This is a genomic window from Streptomyces sp. NPDC015220, from assembly GCF_043079345.1.
Classification (GTDB): Bacteria; Actinomycetota; Actinomycetes; order Streptomycetales; family Streptomycetaceae; genus Streptomyces.
This window is the reverse complement of the sequence record NZ_JBIBUK010000044.1, coordinates 1-16,747: the sequence shown is the minus strand read 5'-3', so window position 1 is coordinate 16,747 and position 16,747 is coordinate 1. Positions and strand designations below refer to the sequence as shown.

Annotated in this window: 7 protein-coding genes and 1 riboswitch; of the genes, 2 read left to right on the top strand and 5 right to left on the bottom strand. The window is 73.6% G+C overall.

What is annotated here, in order from left to right; translation table 11 throughout:
• Positions 1-71: 71 nt before the first annotated feature.
• Positions 72-3,173, top strand: a complete 3,102-nt coding sequence (locus ACF061_RS38695) for a BTAD domain-containing putative transcriptional regulator (protein WP_392271711.1) — start codon at positions 72-74, stop codon at positions 3,171-3,173.
• 309 nt (positions 3,174-3,482) lie between these two features.
• Here the strand turns inward: ACF061_RS38695 and ACF061_RS38690 are convergent, their stop codons facing one another.
• The 3 genes from ACF061_RS38690 to ACF061_RS38680 are packed head-to-tail and all read right to left on the bottom strand — an operon-like array spanning position 3,483 to position 6,342.
• Positions 3,483-4,298, bottom strand: coding sequence for an ABC transporter ATP-binding protein (locus tag ACF061_RS38690; protein WP_392271710.1), 816 nt, complete (start codon positions 4,296-4,298; stop codon positions 3,483-3,485).
• On the bottom strand, positions 4,295-5,308 hold the full coding sequence (locus ACF061_RS38685; protein WP_392271709.1) for a FecCD family ABC transporter permease: 1,014 nt from the start codon (positions 5,306-5,308) through the stop codon (positions 4,295-4,297). Before ACF061_RS38685 ends, ACF061_RS38690 begins: the two co-directional genes overlap by 4 nt.
• On the bottom strand, positions 5,305-6,342 hold the full coding sequence (locus ACF061_RS38680; protein ID WP_392271708.1) for an ABC transporter substrate-binding protein: 1,038 nt from the start codon (positions 6,340-6,342) through the stop codon (positions 5,305-5,307). Before ACF061_RS38680 ends, ACF061_RS38685 begins: the two co-directional genes overlap by 4 nt.
• Positions 6,343-6,403: 61 nt before the next feature.
• Positions 6,404-6,617, bottom strand: a riboswitch (cobalamin riboswitch).
• Positions 6,618-6,883: 266 nt separating this feature from the next.
• On the opposite strand from ACF061_RS38680, the gene ACF061_RS38675 reads away from it, so the two are divergent.
• On the top strand, positions 6,884-8,104 hold the full coding sequence (locus ACF061_RS38675) for a metallophosphoesterase (protein WP_392271707.1): 1,221 nt from the start codon (positions 6,884-6,886) through the stop codon (positions 8,102-8,104).
• Positions 8,105-8,400: 296 nt separating this feature from the next.
• On the opposite strand, the gene ACF061_RS38670 is transcribed toward ACF061_RS38675, so the two are convergent.
• A complete protein-coding gene (locus ACF061_RS38670) occupies positions 8,401-9,969 on the bottom strand; it encodes an amino acid adenylation domain-containing protein (RefSeq protein WP_392271706.1) in 1,569 nt (522 codons plus the stop codon).
• Between the two features lie 41 nt (positions 9,970-10,010).
• Positions 10,011-16,718 (bottom strand): beta-ketoacyl synthase N-terminal-like domain-containing protein, encoded by a 6,708-nt coding sequence (locus tag ACF061_RS38665; RefSeq protein WP_392271705.1) that lies wholly within the window; start codon positions 16,716-16,718, stop codon positions 10,011-10,013.
• Positions 16,719-16,747 lie beyond the last annotated feature (29 nt).

The following is a 16,747-nucleotide window of genomic DNA, read 5'->3' as shown; positions in this document are numbered from 1 at the left end:
ACCTTGGCGCGATCTCGAATTGGCCGGTGAGAGCCGGTTCGGCAAGCTGGGTGCCCTCCGAGGGAGGTGTGATGGCGGTCGGGTTCCGCGTGCTCGGTGACATCGCGGCGCGCGTCGACGACGTGGCCGTCGACCTCGGCCCTCCACTGCAGCGCTGCGTGCTGGCCGCGCTGCTGGTCGAGACCCCTCGCACGGTGTCCGCCGCCCAGCTCGTCGGCCGGGTATGGGGGGAGCGGGTACCGCGACGCGTCCGGGACACGCTGTACGGCTATGTGTCCCGGTTGCGGAAGGTTCTGGCGCCGGCCGGCGAGGAGGCGCTGATCGACCGTCGCTCCGGCGGCTACGCGCTGCTGGTCGATCAGCACGCCGTGGACCTCCACCGGTTCCGTGCGCTGGTCAAGCAGGCCCGCGCGGCCGACGAGGCGCCCCGGAGCGCGGAACTCTTCGAACAGGCGCTGGAGCTGTGGCAGGGAGAGCCCTTCGCGGCATGCGACACGCCGTGGTTCGGCACGCTGCGCGAGGGGTTGCTGCGGGAGCGGTACGCCGCCACGTTGGATCTCAACGACGCGCAACTGCGTCTCGGCCACCACGGAGTGATCCTCGCCCAGCTCTCCGCCCTGGCGGATCAGCACCCGTTGGACGAACGAGTGGCCGGGCAACTCATGCTCGGGCTCTACCGCAGCGGACGGGCCTCCGACGCCCTGCACCACTACGAGGCCCAGCGGCGACGCCTGGCCGAGGAACTGGGCACCGACCCCGGCCCCGCGCTGAACCGGCTCCACCAGCAGATCCTCACCGCCGACCCGGCCCTGGCGTCCCCCGTCCCGCTCGCCGACGACACCCCGCCGCCGGCGCTCGTCCCGGCGCCCCGGCCCGCCTCGGCCGAGGCCGCGGACACACACGCCTCGGACGAGTCCGACGACACCGGCGAAAGCGGCCCCAGGGACTGGGGTGGGGCGAACGGACGGCAACTCCTGCCCCGCCTGCTTCCGCCGGCGCCGCCCCTGTTCGTGGGCCGCGAGGACGAGACGGACACGGCCCTGAGGTTCCTCGGCCGGGAACAGCAGACGCCCGGTCCGGTGACCCTGCTGGTCACCGGACCGGCCGGGGTGGGCAAGACGGCCTTCGTCGTGCGCGTGGGGCACCTGCTGGCCTCCCGGTTCCCCGATGGCCAGCTCTATGTGGACCTGCGGGCCTTCGACAACGAACGGGCCGAGCCGTTCACCGTCCTGGGCGCCTTCCTGCGGGCGTTCGGTGTACGGGGCGGTGCGGTGCCACCGGACCTCACCGGGCGGGTCCACCTCTACCGCACTCTGCTGGCCCAGCGGAGAACGCTCGTCGTGCTGGACAACGCGGCCGACGCGCGGCAGGTGAACCACCTCCTGCCCAGTGGGGCACGCTGCGCCGTCGTCGTCACCAGCCGGACCACGCTGGCGGGTCTCAGCGGTCATCGGCTTCCCCTGGGAGTCCTGGGGTCCACGCCGGGACTCGCCCTGCTGCGCGAGATGCTCGGCGCCGACCGGACCGCCGCGGAACCCGACGCGGCCCAGGCCATCGTGGCGACCTGCGAAGGCCTCCCCCTGGCGGTGTGGGTCGCCGGTGCGCGGCTGGCCGCACGGCCGCACTGGCCACTGGCCAAAGTCGCCCGCGCGCTCGCCGACGAGCAGCGCAAACTCGACGAGCTCGCCGTCGGGCACATAGCCGTGCGGGCCAGCCTGGAACTGACGTACCAGGGGATGTCCCCCACCAACCAGCACGCACTGCGCATGCTCGCGCTGCTGCCCGGACCGGACTTCGCCGCCTGGGCCCTGGCCTCGCTCCTGGACCTGGACCTGCGCCGAGCGGAAGCCGTGCTGGACGACCTGGTGGAGGTCCACCTGGTGGAGACCAGTTCGACGGGTGCGGCCGGTGTGCGCCACCGGCTGCACGATCTGGTGCGGCTGCTGGGCCGGGAGCGGGCGGAGCGGGAGGTCCCGCTGCGGGACCGCGCAACCGCGCTGTCCCGGCTCCTGGGGGCGAGCCTGCACCTCGCCGACCTGGCCGCGGACAGTCTCAGCGTCGACTTCCAGGGCATCTCTCAGACCGACCTGGCGTCCTGGCGGCCCTCCTCCACCGACAGCGATCAGCTCCTCGCGGACCCGTTGGCCTGGTTCAACGACGAGCGCCAGTTCCTCATCGAAACGGTGGACCAGGCACTCGACGGGGCCGAGATCGAGGCAGCCGCGGGTCTGGCCACCACCCTGACCACCCTCTTCCAGATCGGCAGTCACTTCGACGACTGGGAACGGCTCCAGAACAGGGCGCTCAAGGCGGCACTGAGCAGCGGCAGCACCCGCAGCGCCACCCAACTCCACCGCTGCCTCGGCGAACTCACCACGATCCTCGACCGGTACCCGGAGGCGCTGCGCCACTTCGAGCAGGCGATCGAGCTCGCCGACGGCGAGGGCCCCGCCTGCCTGGCCAGTGCCACCGCCGGGCTCGCGTACGTCCACCGCCTGCTCGGCCAGTACTCCCTGGCCGTACATCATTTCGGACAGGCGGTCGAACTGGCCCGCACGGCGGGAAACGTCAACTGCCTGGTCTACGCCACCAACGGCATCGGCGTCATCGACCTGGAGCAGGGGCGTGTCGAGGCGGCCATGGAGCGGTTCACACAGTGCCTTCGGCTGAGCCGGGAGGCGGGCTACCGTCCCGGCGAGGCTCAGGCCCTGCGGTGCCTGGGGCAGAGTCACCGCGCACTCGGCGCCTACCCGGACGCCGCCGACTGCTTCCGGCAGGCCGCCTCGATCAGCGAGAGCCTCGGTGACCGGCTCAGCGCCGCGCACGCCGCCTGCTGGCTCGGGGACGTCCTGGTGCGCCACGGGGACCAGAGGGAGGGCCGCCGTGTACTGGCCCGCGTTCTGTGGACATACCGGGAGTTCGGCAACCTGTGGGGCGAGGCGGCGACGCTCTACGCGCTGGCGGAGGCGCAACTCGCGGCCGGGCGCCCCGGACCGGCCCGGCTGCGGGCCGAGGCGGCCGTCGGGCTGTGGCGGCAGATCGGCTCCCGGACCTGGCTGAGCGTCGGCCTGACCACCCTGGCCCGGGCCCACACCCTGGCCGGCGACCTCGCGGCCGCCGCCCGCGCCCGGGACGAGGCCGCCGCGGTGCGAGCCGCGTCGAACACCCACTGAGCACGAACACGACCCCTCTTCCGCCCAGGGGCCCCGTACTCGGGGAACAGCCCGGTGCGGTCCTCCGCTCCCCGCGGGCCCACCGGCAGCACGGTGGTGCCGGGGCGGTCGTTCCGCCGCGTGACGCGCGGGATGCCCCCATGCGCCGGCCGGCGACCCGCGGGCGCTCCGCGGCGTTCGGCACCGCGTCCCGGCTCCACGGCTCGCCCGGCCGTCCGGCCGTGCGACCCGCGAGCGTTCGAGGAGGAGTACAGCCGCGCGCGGCGCCCGACGGCGCGCGGCCCCGCCTCTCGCCGGCGATCACGTGTGTCAGCGGCTCGTCGGAGCCTTCCCGGCCCTTCGGCGCAGGAAGCGAATGACCGGGTGGCCGTTCCCGGACGAGACCTCGGCCCGGACGCCGTACACGCGCTTGATCAGTCGCGGGGTCAGGACGTCGGCGGGAGTGCCCTCGGCGACGGGGCGCCCGTTGTCGAGGACGAGCAGGCGGTCGCAGTACATCGCGGCGAGGTTCAGGTCGTGCAGGGCGATCACCGTGGTGACCGGCAGGTCCGCGATGAGGTCCAGCAGGTCGAGCTGGTGCTGGATGTCGAGGTGGTTGGTCGGCTCGTCGAGCAGGAGTTCGCGGGGTTCCTGGGCGAGGGCGCGGGCGATCTGGGTGCGCTGGCGTTCGCCTCCGGACAGGGTGTGCCAGGACTGTTCCGCCCGGTCGGTCAGTCCGGTGCGCGCGAGGGCCGCGGTGACCGCCTCGGCGTCCGCGGCGGACGGGGGCGTCCAGGCGCGGCGGTGCGGAACGCGGCCGAGGGCGACCACGTCGCGGACGGTCAGTTCGGTCTGGGTGTGGACGTGCTGTTCGACGGTGGCGATGCGACGCGCCGTGGCCCGGCGGCCGACTTCCGGGAGCGGGGACCCGTCGAGGGTGACGACTCCTGAAGCGGGTGCGAGGACGCCGGCGAGCAGCCTCAGCAGCGTGGACTTGCCGGAGCCGTTGGGGCCGAGCAGACCGACCGTCTCGCCGGGACGCAGGGCGAGCGTGACGCCGTCGACGATGACCCGGCCGTCGACGCGGCGCACGACACGATCGGCGCTCAGGCCGGGCGCCGGGCCGTTCGTCCGGGGACCGGTCATGCCTTCCTCCGGCCGCGGTGGAGCACCGCCACGAACGCCGGTACGCCGATGAGGGACGTGACCACGCCCACCGGGACCTCCTGGGGATCGAGGACGGTGCGGGCGGCGGTGTCCACCCATACGAGGAAGACGGCGCCGGTCAGTGCGGTGACCGGCAGGAGGCGGGCGTGCCCGGGGCCGGTGAGGGCTCGGGTGGCGTGCGGGAGGACCAGGCCGACGAAGCCGATCGCGCCGGCGCAGCTCACGAGGACCGCGGTGAGCAGTGCCGTCGCGGAGAGCAGGACCAGGCGGGTGCGGGCGACGTGGACGCCGAGTCCCGCGGCGGCCTCCTCCCCGAAGGCGAACGCGTCCAGGGTGCGGGCGTACCCGAGGCAGACGGCGAGGACGGCGGCCAGCACCAGGGCGCACAGCAGCACCTGGTCCCAGGTCGCGCCCGCGAGCGAGCCCAGCAGCCAGAACAGCACGGACCGGGTGGTCTCGGCGTCCGCCGAGGTCAGTACCGTGACGGAGGTCAGTGCGGAGAAGAGCTGCATGGCGGCGACTCCGGAGAGCACCACCCGGTCCGTGCTGCCGCCCAGGGAGTGGCTGAGCACGAGGACGAGACCGAAGGAGAGCAACGCGCCGAGGAAGGCGCCCGCCGACAGGGACACCGCTCCCCCGCCCACGCCGAGCACGACCACGGCGACCGCTCCGGTGGAGGCCCCGGAGGAGACACCGAGCACGAAGGGGTCGGCCAGCGGGTTGCGCAGCAGGGACTGCAGGACCGCCCCGCAGACCGCGAGGCCCGCCCCGCACACCGCGGCCAGCAGCGTACGGGGCATGCGCAGGTTCCACACGATGCCGTCCCGCAGCGGTGGCAACGTGGCCTCGCCCAGCCCGAGACGGGCGGCGACCGAGGTCCACACGTCGGCCGGGGAGATGTCGGCGGGACCGATGGTCACCGCGACGGCGACCGACGCGAGCAGCACGGCCAGTCCCCCGCCGGTCAACAGCGCGGCGCGGGCGCTCACTTGGCGAGACCGAGACCGCGCAGGCCGGCGGCGACCTGTTCGATCCCCTCGACCGTCCGGATGGACGGGTTCATCGCCTGCCCGCTCAGCAGGACGTACCGCTTGTTCTTCACCGCGGTGAGGTCACGTGTCGCCGGGGTGGTCTCCAGGAAGTGGATCTTGGCTTCGGCGGACTCCGCGGTCTGGGACCTGCGGGTCAGGTCGCCGAGCACGATGACGTCGGGGTCGCGGTCGGCGACGGTCTCCCAGTTGATCTGCGGCCACTCGTCATGGGTGTCGGAGAAGGCGTTCTTCGCGCCGACGGCACGGGTGATGGCGCCGGGGGCGCCGCAGCAGCCGGCCAGGTAGGGCGACTGGGAGTTGGCGAACCAGTACATGAGGGAGACGCCGGAGGCGTCCAGCCCGGCGGTGGCCCTGCGCACCCGCTCCTTCAGAGCGGCGACGAGCTCGTCGCCGCGCGCCTCGACCCCGAAGGCACGCGCCAGGTCGCGTATCTCGCCGTACACGGCGTCGAGGGCGAGCGGGGTGCCGCGCGAACCGTCGCCACCGCTGTCGTTGTCCTTGCCCTCGGCGCAGTCGGCCGGCGAGACGTACGTGGGCACCCCCAGCTTCTCGAACCGCTCGCGGGCGGCGACGCCGCCCTGGCCCAGGGTGGAGACGAAGGAGGCGGTGACGAAGTCGGGATCGGCGTCGAGGACCTTCTCGAAGGACGGGTTGTCGTCGGCCAGGCGCGGCACCCGCGCGTTGGCCTTCTCCAGGCCCTTCATCACCGGGTCGGTCCAGGTCGCGGTGCCCGCCATACGGTCGGCGAGGCCGAGGGAGAGCAGGATCTCGGTGGTCCCCTGGTTGAGGGAGACGGCCCGTTTCGGCGCCGACCGCAGGGTGACCCGGTGTCCGCAGTTGTCGATCGTGCGCGGATGACCGAAGCCGGCCTTCCCCGGTGTCGCACCGTCCGGGACGGAACCGGCGCAACCGGTGAGCAGCAGGGCCGGTGCCAGCAGGAGGGCAGCGGGGCGGAGGGCGGAACGGAACACGGGCCTGCCTCGGGTGTCAGGGCTCGTACGCGGAGCCTGGCCATGCGGACGTACTCCGCGCCTTCGGCGCGGAGTTGCCAGCAGGTCTTCGGACTCGGACTCGTCCGGACGGGGCGCCTTCCCGGTACGGTCCCGCGCCCGCCCTGCGGCCGGCCCGCTCCCTTCCCAGTGGCACGTGTGCCCCGCCCGTCCTCCTCACCGCTGCGCGTCAGTTCCGGATTCCCACCGGATTCCCTGGCCTCGGATGTGGCACGACTGGCTCCGGCAGGTTATCAACACCCCCCGGGTGGTCGGGCCGTGGCGTCCGGACCGGGGCAGGCGAGGAGGGCGCCGGTGTCCCGGTCGTCCTCGGCGGGTGGCCGGGGGACGGCACGCAGCGCGCCGGGTGCGGTCGGAGCGTTGGCGGACGAGGGGCCGGCCCGGTCTCGTCATCCCGCGGAGAACCGTTCGCCCAAGGCCGCACCCGTGAACGCCGGTCCGGCCGGCCCGAGGACGACCGGATACAGTGCGCGAGACGGCAGCCCGGTCAGGGAGGGGAAGCGTGACCGACACCAGAAGCACCCGGCCCGCGGACAGCGAAGCGCGTGCGCCGCGGCGGAGCCCGCTGCACCGCCTGATGCGCTGCCTCCCCCTGATCGCCCCCGTCCTGCTGTGGGCCGTGCCCTGCTGGGTGCTCCTGCACGCCGGCCAGCACTGGCCGCTGCCCGTCACGCTGGTCGGCACCGCCCTGTTCGCCCTCGGCCTCATATGTATGCCGCTCGCGATGGTGCGCGGCCACGGCCGGCTCCGGCAGGACCGGGCGGCGATCGTCGGTGACACCCTGCTGGGCGCCAGCTGGGTCCTGTTCACCTGGTCCGTTCTGCTCGGCGTCCTCTTGCGGCTCGCCCTGACCGTGGCCGGCGTCGGCGAAAGTCAGGACCGGGCCCGGATCGTCACTTGGGCCGTCCTCGGGGTGACCGCCGTACTGCTCGCCTGGGGGTACGCCGAGGCCCGCCGCGTACCACGCGTGCGCCGACTCGACGTGCGACTCCCGCGACTGGGCGCCGGGCTGGACGGCACCCGCGTCGTCCTCATCACCGACACCCACTACGGCCCGCTCGATCGCGCCCGCTGGTCGGCACGGGTGTGCGAGACGGTGAACACCCTGGAAGCCGACCTGGTCTGCCACACCGGCGACATCGCGGACGGCACGGCCGAACGCCGCCGCGCCCAGGCCGCCCCACTCGGTACCGTGCGGGCCACCCGGGCCCGGGTGTACGTCACCGGCAACCACGAGTACTACAGCGAGGCACAGGGCTGGGTCGACCTGATGGACGAGCTGGGCTGGGAGCCGCTTCGCAACCGCCACCTGCTGCTCGAACGCGGAGGCGACACCCTCGTGGTCGCCGGCGTGGACGACGTCACCGCCGAGTCATCCGGCCTGGCGGGCCACCGCGCCCACCTCGCCGGAGCCCTGAACGGCGCCGACCCCGACCTGCCCGTCCTGCTCCTGGCGCACCAGCCCAAGTTCGTCGACCGGGCGGCAGCCGCCGGCATCGACCTCCAGCTATCCGGCCACACCCACGGCGGCCAGATCTGGCCCTTCCACCATCTGGTCCGCATCGACCAGCCCGCCCTCGCCGGCCTCAGCCGGCACGGCGCCCGCACCCTCCTCTACACCAGCCGCGGCACCGGCTTCTGGGGCCCGCCGTTCCGCGTCTTCGCCCCCAGCGAGATCACCCTGCTCGTGCTCCGCTCCCCGCGCCTGCCCACCTCGCCGTAGAGCTCGACGGGCCGACACACCCGCTGATGAGGCGTTCGCGGGGTCGGCGGGAGCCCTGCCCCGGCAGGCCTCGGACCGACACTCCGCGGAATGACGAAGCCCGCCGCGGGCGCACGCACCCCGGCTCGGCACTTCCCCGACCGATGACCCTGGCTGGGGGCGCTGGAGAACCTCCGGACGGCCGTCGGCCACCGCAAGCGCACCTGACCGCCGGGCCGACCGCCCGCCCACGCCCCGGAGAGCTTCACCCCGCCGACCGAACGATCAGCGGGGCGAGGTCCGGGCCTGCCGGGCGTCTACCCGGCAGGCCAGGGCAGGGCTTTGCGTTCCAGCTTGCCGCTGGCGGTCAGCGGCAGTTCGGTGATGGAGACGACCGCGTTGGGCAGCATGTAGTCCGGCACCCGGTCCCGGAGGAAGCGGCGCAGGTCCTTCAGGGGCGGGGCCTCCCCGACGGGAATGACGTAGGCGACCACCTTCGGGAAGTCGGTGTCCTGGTCCTGGACGGCGGCGACCGCGTCCTTGACCCCGGTGTGGGCGAGCAGCGCGCTCTCGATCTCGCCGAGCTCCACGCGGTGGCCGCGGACCTTCACCTGGTGGTCGCTGCGGCCCACGTACTGGATGTCGCCGCCGGGCAGCGGGATGGCGAGGTCACCGCTGCGGTAGAGCGTAGCGCCGGGCTCGGTGGAGTACGGATCCGGGAGGAAACGCTTGCGGTTGAGCTCCGGTCGGCGGAGGTAACCGCGGCCCACGCCGGGACCGCCGACGTAGATCTCGCCGACCGTGCCCTCGGGAACGGGGTTCATCCGCTCGTCGAGGATGTGCACCCGCAGGTCGGGAATCGCCGTGCCGACGACGCTGGCGGTGTTCTCCGTGTCCGCGTGGTCGATCTCGCGGTAGGTGACGTGCACCGTGGTCTCGGTGATGCCGTACATGTTGACCAGCCGCGGGCTGCGGTCACCATGCCGGTCGAACCACGGTGCCAGGCTCGGGATGTTGAGCGCCTCGCCGGCGAACACCACGAAGCGCAGGGCGAGTTCGGCACCGCTGAGCTCCTGGGCCTGCGCGAACTGCTTGAACGCGGTGGGGGTCTGGGTCAGCATCGTGACCCGCTCGCTCGCCACCAGGGCGTGGAAGGTCTCGTAGGAGCGGGCCACCATGTGCGGTACGACGACCAGCCGGCCACCGTACGCGAGGGCACCCCACATCTCCCACACCGACAGGTCGAACGCGGCGGAGTGGAACAGCGGCCACACGTCGGTCGCGGCGAAGCCGAACCAGTGTTCGGTGCTGGTGAACAGCCGCGTCACGTTGAAGTGGTCGATCAGCACACCCTTGGGCTTGCCGGTGGACCCCGAGGTGTAGAGGACGTAGGCCAGGTTCCCGCTGGTCGCAGCTGTGGGCGGGTTCTCGTCGCTCGCCGCCGCCAGCTCGCCGGCCAGGTCCTCCAGGACCAGCACGCCACGGCCCTCCTCGGCCGGGAACTTGTCCCGGCCGGAGGCCGCGGTCAGCAGCAGCGGCACCCGCGAGTCGGACAGCATCAAGGCGAGCCGCTGTGCCGGGTACTGGGGGTCGAGCGGCAGGTAGGCGGCGCCGCTCTTGAGGACGCCGAGGATCGCCACGACGAGCTCCACCGAGCGCTCCAGCGCGATGCCGATCAGCACCTCCGGCCCGGCGCCGCGGTCGCGCAGCAGGTTGGCCACGCGGTTGGCACGCCGGTTGAGCTCGTCGTACGTGAGGTGTTGCCCCTCGAAGGTCAGGGCGATCGCGTCGGGGTTCTCCCGAACCCGCTCCTCGAACAGGCTGTGGACACAGGGAAGCCCGGGAATCCCGGGGCGCATCCCGCCCTCGTCCGCTATCGGTAGCACCGCGTCCTCTCCTCGTTCCGTGTCGATGGCCCGGTCGGCCATTACCGTCCCCCGCTCTTCGGGTTGACGCCGGCCGCGCCGGCGCCGGAGGCCACCGTCGTGGGGGCGGCCGGTCCGGCGAGCAGCCTGCGGCGCAGGCCCGCCATGCTCGATCCGGTCGGCCGGGTGGTGCCCGGCGTCGCCGGAGGCTCCGTAGCCGTCGGCCCCTTGACCGGAGCGACCGGAGAGGCCGGGCGGGCGGAGACCGGGCCGCCCAGGCGGTAGGTCTCCCGGGCGAAGGGGTACCCGGGGAGGCGGACCCGCCGCGGCGGGGTGTCGTACAGCCGGCCCCAGGGCAGGGTGTAGCCCTGGCAGTACAGGTCGGCGAGCGCTTGGAGCGTCTCCAGGACATCCCGGCGACGGGTGATCAGCTCTTCGCCGTACTGCCGGATGGCGTGGGTCCCTTCGAAGCCGCGGGGCACCGCGCCCCGGACCACTACGGGCGACCGTTCGCCCGCGGCCGCGCCGCGCAGCAGCTCCAGCGCTTCCGACCGGTCGGCCGCGATCACCGCCACCCGGTGGTCGAAGTGCCGCCGGCCTGCCATGAGCGTGTAGGCGACGGAGCCGAGCTCGGTGTCCTCGTCGCCGAGCAGCCGGACCAGGTCCTCGATCCGCTCGCGCAGGGCGTCCTCGGTCCGTGCCGACACCAGCAGCAGGTGGTACGGCGCCGGGGCGGCCGGCACGGCCTCGGCCCGGTACTCGGACACCACGAGGTGCGCGTTGGTGCCGCTCAGCCCGAAGGCGCTCACCGCGCCGGTGAGCGGCGCCCCGTCCGCGGTCTTCCAGGCCCGGGTGGCGCGGTTGACGTAGAACGGGCTGTCGGCCCACTCGATGAACTCGTTCTGCTCTTCGACGTGCAGGCTCGCCGGGATGGTCCGGTGCCGCAGCGCCAACACCAGGCCGATCAAGCTGACCACGCCGGACGCGGCGAAGGAGTGACCGAGGTTGGACTTCGTCGACGTGAGCGCGCAGTACCCCTTCCGCTCGGTGCGGTCGCGGAAGGCGTCGTTGAGCGCGTTGACCTCGATCGGGTCGCCGAGGCGCGTCCCTGTCCCGTGCGCGACCACGTGCGTCACCTCGTCGGCGCCGATGCCGAAGCGGTCGTGGACCTGCCGGACGAGCTTGGCTTGGGCGACGCCGCTGGGGGCGGCGATGCCGTTGGTCCGTCCGTCGTAGTTGACTCCGCTGCCCCGGATGACCGCGTGGATCGGGTCGCCGTCGGCGACAGCCCGCGACAGCCGCTTGAGAACGACCACCGCCACCGCCTCGGCGGGGACCATGCCGTTGGCGCGCCGGTCGAAGGCGAAGCAGCGTCCGTCCTCGGAGAGCAGCCCCGCCCCGGCCATGCCGGCGATGGTGTCCGGGTGCAGGAGCAGGGTGACCCCGGCCGCGACGGCGGTATCGCACTCGCCGCTGCGCAGGCTCTGGCACGCCTGGTGGGTGGCCACCAGGCCGGATGAGCAGGCGGTGTTGATCGCCATGTTGGGCCCGTCCAGGTCGAGGAAGTAGGCGAGCCGTGCGGCGAGCACCCCCTCGTGCTGGGCCGTGATGGTGGTCTCCGCCCCGGTGCTGAGGTGGTAGTCGCCGCCCTCGACACCGACGAACATGCCGACCCGGCCCGCGTTCAGCTGGGTGTCCCCCTGGCCGGCGTCCTCCAGGGCCCGCCACGCCTCCTGGAGCAGCAGCCGCTGGCGGGGGTCCATCATCTCCGCCTCGCGCGGTGAGATGCCGAAGAACAGCGGGTCGAACTCGTACACCCCGGGTGCCCAGCCGCCCTGCCAGGGGCCGGTGAACCGGTCGGGGTCCGGCGCTGTGACGACGTCCCGGCCCTCGCTCAGGATGCTCCACAGCTCGCCGGTGTCCCGCGCGCCGGGGAACCGGCCGCTGATGCCGATCACGGCGATCGGCTCGTCGGCCGGCCGGTCCCCGGTCGCGGCGACGGCCGGGCCGACGACCGGCGAGGTCGAGGCCGAGGCCGTGTCCCGCAGCGAGCTGCGCCGGACCCGCGGAGCCGAATCGGCGGACTCGGCGGGCTCGGCGGAGCAGCCCGGCGCCGCGGGCGCGGTGTCCGGCTCGCCGTAGAACGCGCGGATCAGCGCGCCGTGCTCGGCGAGGTAGTACCGCGTCAGGTGCGCGGGCGTCGGGTGGCCGAAGAACATCGCGGGCGTGATCTCGGCGCCGAAGTGCGCGGTGAGCTGTTTGGCGAACTGCGGCAGCCGGATGGAGTCGAAGCCGAAGTCCGCGAAGTTCGCGTCGGCGTCAAGCCGGTTCGGCGCGATCCTGAGCAACCGTCCGATGATCTCCTTGATGTCGCGGGTGACGCTCTGCTCCAGGGTCATCCCGCGCAGGCCGGACCGCCGGCCCGGCGCCGGAGCGGCGGGCCGGGGGTCGGCTCCGGCGGTCAGGGCGAGCCCGGAGAGCGTCAGGACCGGTGCCCCGTCGGCGGTGCGGAGCTCGACATCCAGTAGGGACACCCTGCCGCGGACCACGGCCCAGGCCGCCGGCCCCTCGCCGTGCACGCGCAGTTCCTCCAGGGTCTCCGGGTGTTCCGGGGCGCCCAGGAAGGCGGCGGCGCGGACCGCGGTGTCCAGTGCGGTGACGACCTCGGTGTCCGGGGCCAGCTCGACCAGCACCGTGTCGGTCCCGACGTGGAGGGCGCGGGCGCCCTGGTACCCGGGGCCGGGCGGCTCGGTGCGCGGGCACCGGGCCCGCAGCGCGTCCAGGTCGACGGCGGCGGTCTCCTGGGCGTCCGCGGTGTCCGTGGCGGGGATCAGGCGGCCGGTGCCGTACAGCACCGGGTCCTCGCCGGTGCCGAACGCCTCGAACCGGAACTCGCCGGTGGCGGCGGCGTTCAGCGCCAGGTTCAGCTCGAACGGGGCGTCCAGGCTGGGCGTCCGCTCGGGCCAGCGCACGTCGCGCACGGCCACGGCCCGGCGACCGTCGGCCAGCTCCAGCGCGGCGCGGGCCAGCTCCAGCAGGGCCACGCCGGGGAACCGGCGGGCGCCGCCCTCGGGTGCCGGGGCCAGGAACGGCTCGCGGCCGGTGAAGGTGGAGCTGTAGCGCACCTCCGTCAGGTCGGAGGTGTTGCGGTGCAGCAGCGGGTGCAGCGGCCGCTCGCCCGGCGTCGGGCTCTCGTCGACCCAGTACCGCTCGCGCGCGAACGGGTACGTGGGAAGGGCGATCCGGCGCGGGCTGCCGGCCGGATACAGCCGGGACCAGTCGACGGCGTGGCCCCTGGTCCAGGCCTCCAGCGCACGGTCGTACGCGCCCTGGTCCAGCCAGGCGCCCACCGGTACGGTGCCGGGCTCGCGGCCGGCCCGGCCGCGGTGCCACTCCCCCGCGCGGCGGTCGGCGAACGCCCGCAGCCTCTCGCGGACCTCGGCGACGGTGTCGGCCCGGAAGGCCAGACGCTCGGTCATCGCCTCCCGGCCGGTCTGCAGGGTGTGCGCCAGCTCGGTGAGGTCGACCTCGGCGGTGTCCAGGAACGCCGCCAGCTCGGCCGCGGCCGCTCGCAGCCGGTCCTCGTCCTTGGCCGACAGCACGACCAGGCCGGGTGCGTGGTACCGGCGCGCCGGTGCGGCCACGTACTCCTCCACGATCACGTGCGCGTTGGCCCCGCCGGCGCCGAACGACGAGATACCGGCGCGCCGCGGCGCCCCGTCCGCCCGCCACGGGCTCACCTCGCGCTGCACCCGGAACGGCGTGTCGGCGAAGTCGATGTGCGGGTTCAGTGCGTCCGTGTGCAAGGTCGGTACCAGTTCGCCGTGCCGCAGCTGGAGCAGCACCTTGGTGAGCCCGGCGATGCCCGCCGCGCTCTCGGCGTGCCCGATGTTGGACTTCACCGAGCCGATCGCGACCGGGTGCGTCCGGCCGGCGCGGTCGCCGAGGGCGCCGGCCAGACCGGCGATCTCGATCGGGTCGCCGAGGGAGGTGCCGGTGCCGTGTGCCTCGACGTAGCTCACGGTGGCCGGATCGACTCCGGCCCGGGCGAGCGCCTCGGTGATCACGGCCCGCTGGGCGGTCGGGTCGGGCACGGTGTACCCGTTGGTGCGGCCGCCGTGGTTGACGGCGCTGCCCTTGAGCACGCCGTGGATCCGGTCGCCGTCGGCGATCGCCCGGGACAGCGGCTTCAGCAGCACCGCGCCCACGCCCTCGGCCGGTACGAACCCGTCGCCCCCGGCGCCGAACGCGGCACAGCGGCCGTTCTCGGACAGGAAACCGCCCTGGCCGAGCATCAGGAACTTGTTGGGGTGCACCGAGACGTTCACGCCGCCCGCGAGCGCGAGGTCCGACTCCCCGCGCCGGATGCTCTCGCAGGCCAGGTGGATCGCGGTCAGCGAGGCCGAGCACATGGTGTCGACGGCCAGGCTGGGGCCGGTGAAGTCGCAGAAGTACGAGACCCGGTTGGCGATGGACGCGGCGCTGCCGGCCATCGCGACCGGCTGGCCGGCGAGCTGCTCCTGGGCGCCGTAGAGCTGGTACTCGGAGTACATGACGCCGACGTACACGCCGACCTTCCCCTGCGCGTTGAGCGCGTCACGGGTGTAGCCGGCGTCCTGGAGCGTCGCGTAGGAACACTCCAGGAACAGCCGCTCCTGCGGATCCATCAGCTCCGCGTCCACCGGCGAGATGCCGAAGAACAGCGGATCGAAACGGTCCACGCCGGTCAGGAAGCCGCCGTGCCAGCCGCGGCCCGCCTCGGTCGCCCAGCGGTCGGCGGGCACCCCGGTGACGCTGTCGCGGCCGGCCCGGAGGTTCGCCCAGAACTCGTCGAGGGTGTCCGCCGCGGGGTAGCGCCCGGCCAGGCCGACGATCGCCACGTCCTCCTCCCGCCGGACGGGCGCAGGCCCGACCTTCGCCGCGGTTTCCCCCACGGACGGGACGGCGTTGCCCCTGCCGGCGGTCAGGGCCTCGGGGTGGGACCGCTCGAAGTACTCGGCGAGCGAGACGAGTGTCCGGTGCTCGAACAGCAGGGTGCTGCCGACCTCGCCGAAGACCTGCCGAAGCCGTGCCGTCAGCTGGACGACCACGATGGAGTCGATGCCGAAGGACTCGAAGGGGGCGTGTGGATCGAGATCGGCGATCTCGACCTTCAGCACCTCGGCGAAGAGGGTCCGCAACAGCTCGACGCCGCGCTCCCGCACGGCCGCGGGCGCCTCGGCCATGGGCTCCTCGGCCACGACCACCTCCGTCACCGGCTCCGCCGGCCGCGGGCGGGGCTCCGACACCAGCGAGATGACGCCGTCGCTCTCGGCCATGATCACGTGGTGGGGCAGGTCGCGGTCCACGCCGAGCGGGAACGCCACCGAACGGAAGCCGACGTCGCCCAGCGCGCGGCGCCAGGTGGCGGGGGCGAGCACGGGACCGCCCGGGATGCGCAGTTCGGCGTCCTCCGAGAGCCACCAGCCTTCGAGCAGCCCGAAGGTCAGGTGCACCCAGACCTCGTTCCTGGTCAGCTCGTTGACGAGCAGCAGGCCGTTCGGCCGCAGCAGTGCCTTGGCGTGCGCCAGGGTGCGATGCATCCGCCGGGTCGCGTGCAGCACGTTGGTGGCCACGACGAGGTCGTAGGCACCGAGTTCGACGTCCTGGCCGGCCGGTGAGCGCTCGATGTCGAGCAGGCCGTAGACGAGGAACGGGTTGTCGGGGCCATAGGTGCGCTCGGCGTGCTGGAGGAAGGCCGGCGACAGATCGGTGTACCGGTACTCCGCCACCGCCTCCCGGTACGGCCGCAGCCGCCGGAACACCATCGCGCTGGTCCCGCCGGTCCCCGCGCCCACTTCCAGGATGCGTACCCGGGCCGCCGGGTCCTCGGCCAGGCGCCGCTCGACGTACGCCGCCACGGCGTCCGCGAGCACACCGTTGAAGAAGTCGGCCAGCGCGTTGTTCTGGTAGAGCCCCTGCACCAGGTCCATGGAGGAGTCCGGGAACAGGATCTCGGTGGCCAGGCGGCGGCCGGTCAGCACGTCCGGCAAGGCCTTGAGCACGGTGTCGATCAGCACCACCTGGGTGCGGAAGTCCGGCCCTGCCAGGACGGTCGCCTTCGTGCGCTCCCACTCGGACCGGGCGGACTCCGACGTGGGCCGCAGCGGGGTGCAGGACACGCCGTCGTAGCGGACCTGGCCATGGGTGTCCAGCAGGCGCAGGGTCTCGTCGAGCCAGCGCCCTAGGTGGCCGTGCGCCAGGGCGGAGACATCACTGACCGGTCCGGCGAACCAGCCGGTCGTGCTCAGCCGGTCCCAGATGAGGTCGGCGATCAGCGCGTCGACCGGGCCGGTCGACGCCCGGCTCTCCTGGGAAAGCTCGGCCAGGGTGTGCGCGGTGAGCAGAGACCGCTCGTCGGCCTCGACGCCACGGCCGCGCAGCCGCTCCGCATAGGCGGCCAGACGCACCCGGTCCCAGCCGTACTCCTCCAGCGGGGCCTGCGGATCGATCGCCGCGGCCTCGACACCCAGCACCTCCGACACCAGCCCCAGCACCTCGGCCGCATCGGGCCCGGCGGCGCCGGCCGAGGGCAGGTCCACCGGCACGGCCGCCGAGGCGAACCGCTGCTGGAGGTCTGCCTGGACGGTGGCGGCCAGGGCGGGCAGCGGCTTCACGTCGCCGACCGGGACCGGGGCGATCGCGACGCCCGCGACATCGACGCCGCCGGTGGTGTTGAGGAAGCCGGCGTGCACCCGCGGCCCCGCCACGATCGCCTCGACCGCGGCCATCGCCTCCGGCGCCTCGATCGACACCAGCC

Bases quoted from the DNA above. Each gene is read 5' to 3' on its own strand.
- ACF061_RS38695 (WP_392271711.1), top strand. From the start codon at position 72: ATGGCGGTCGGGTTCCGCGTGCTCGGTGACATCGCGGCGCGCGTCGAC.
- ACF061_RS38690 (WP_392271710.1), bottom strand. From the start codon at position 4,298: ATGACCGGTCCCCGGACGAACGGCCCGGCGCCCGGCCTGAGCGCCGAT.
- ACF061_RS38665 (WP_392271705.1), bottom strand. From the start codon at position 16,718: ATGGCCGCGGTCGAGGCGATCGTGGCGGGGCCGCGGGTGCACGCCGGC.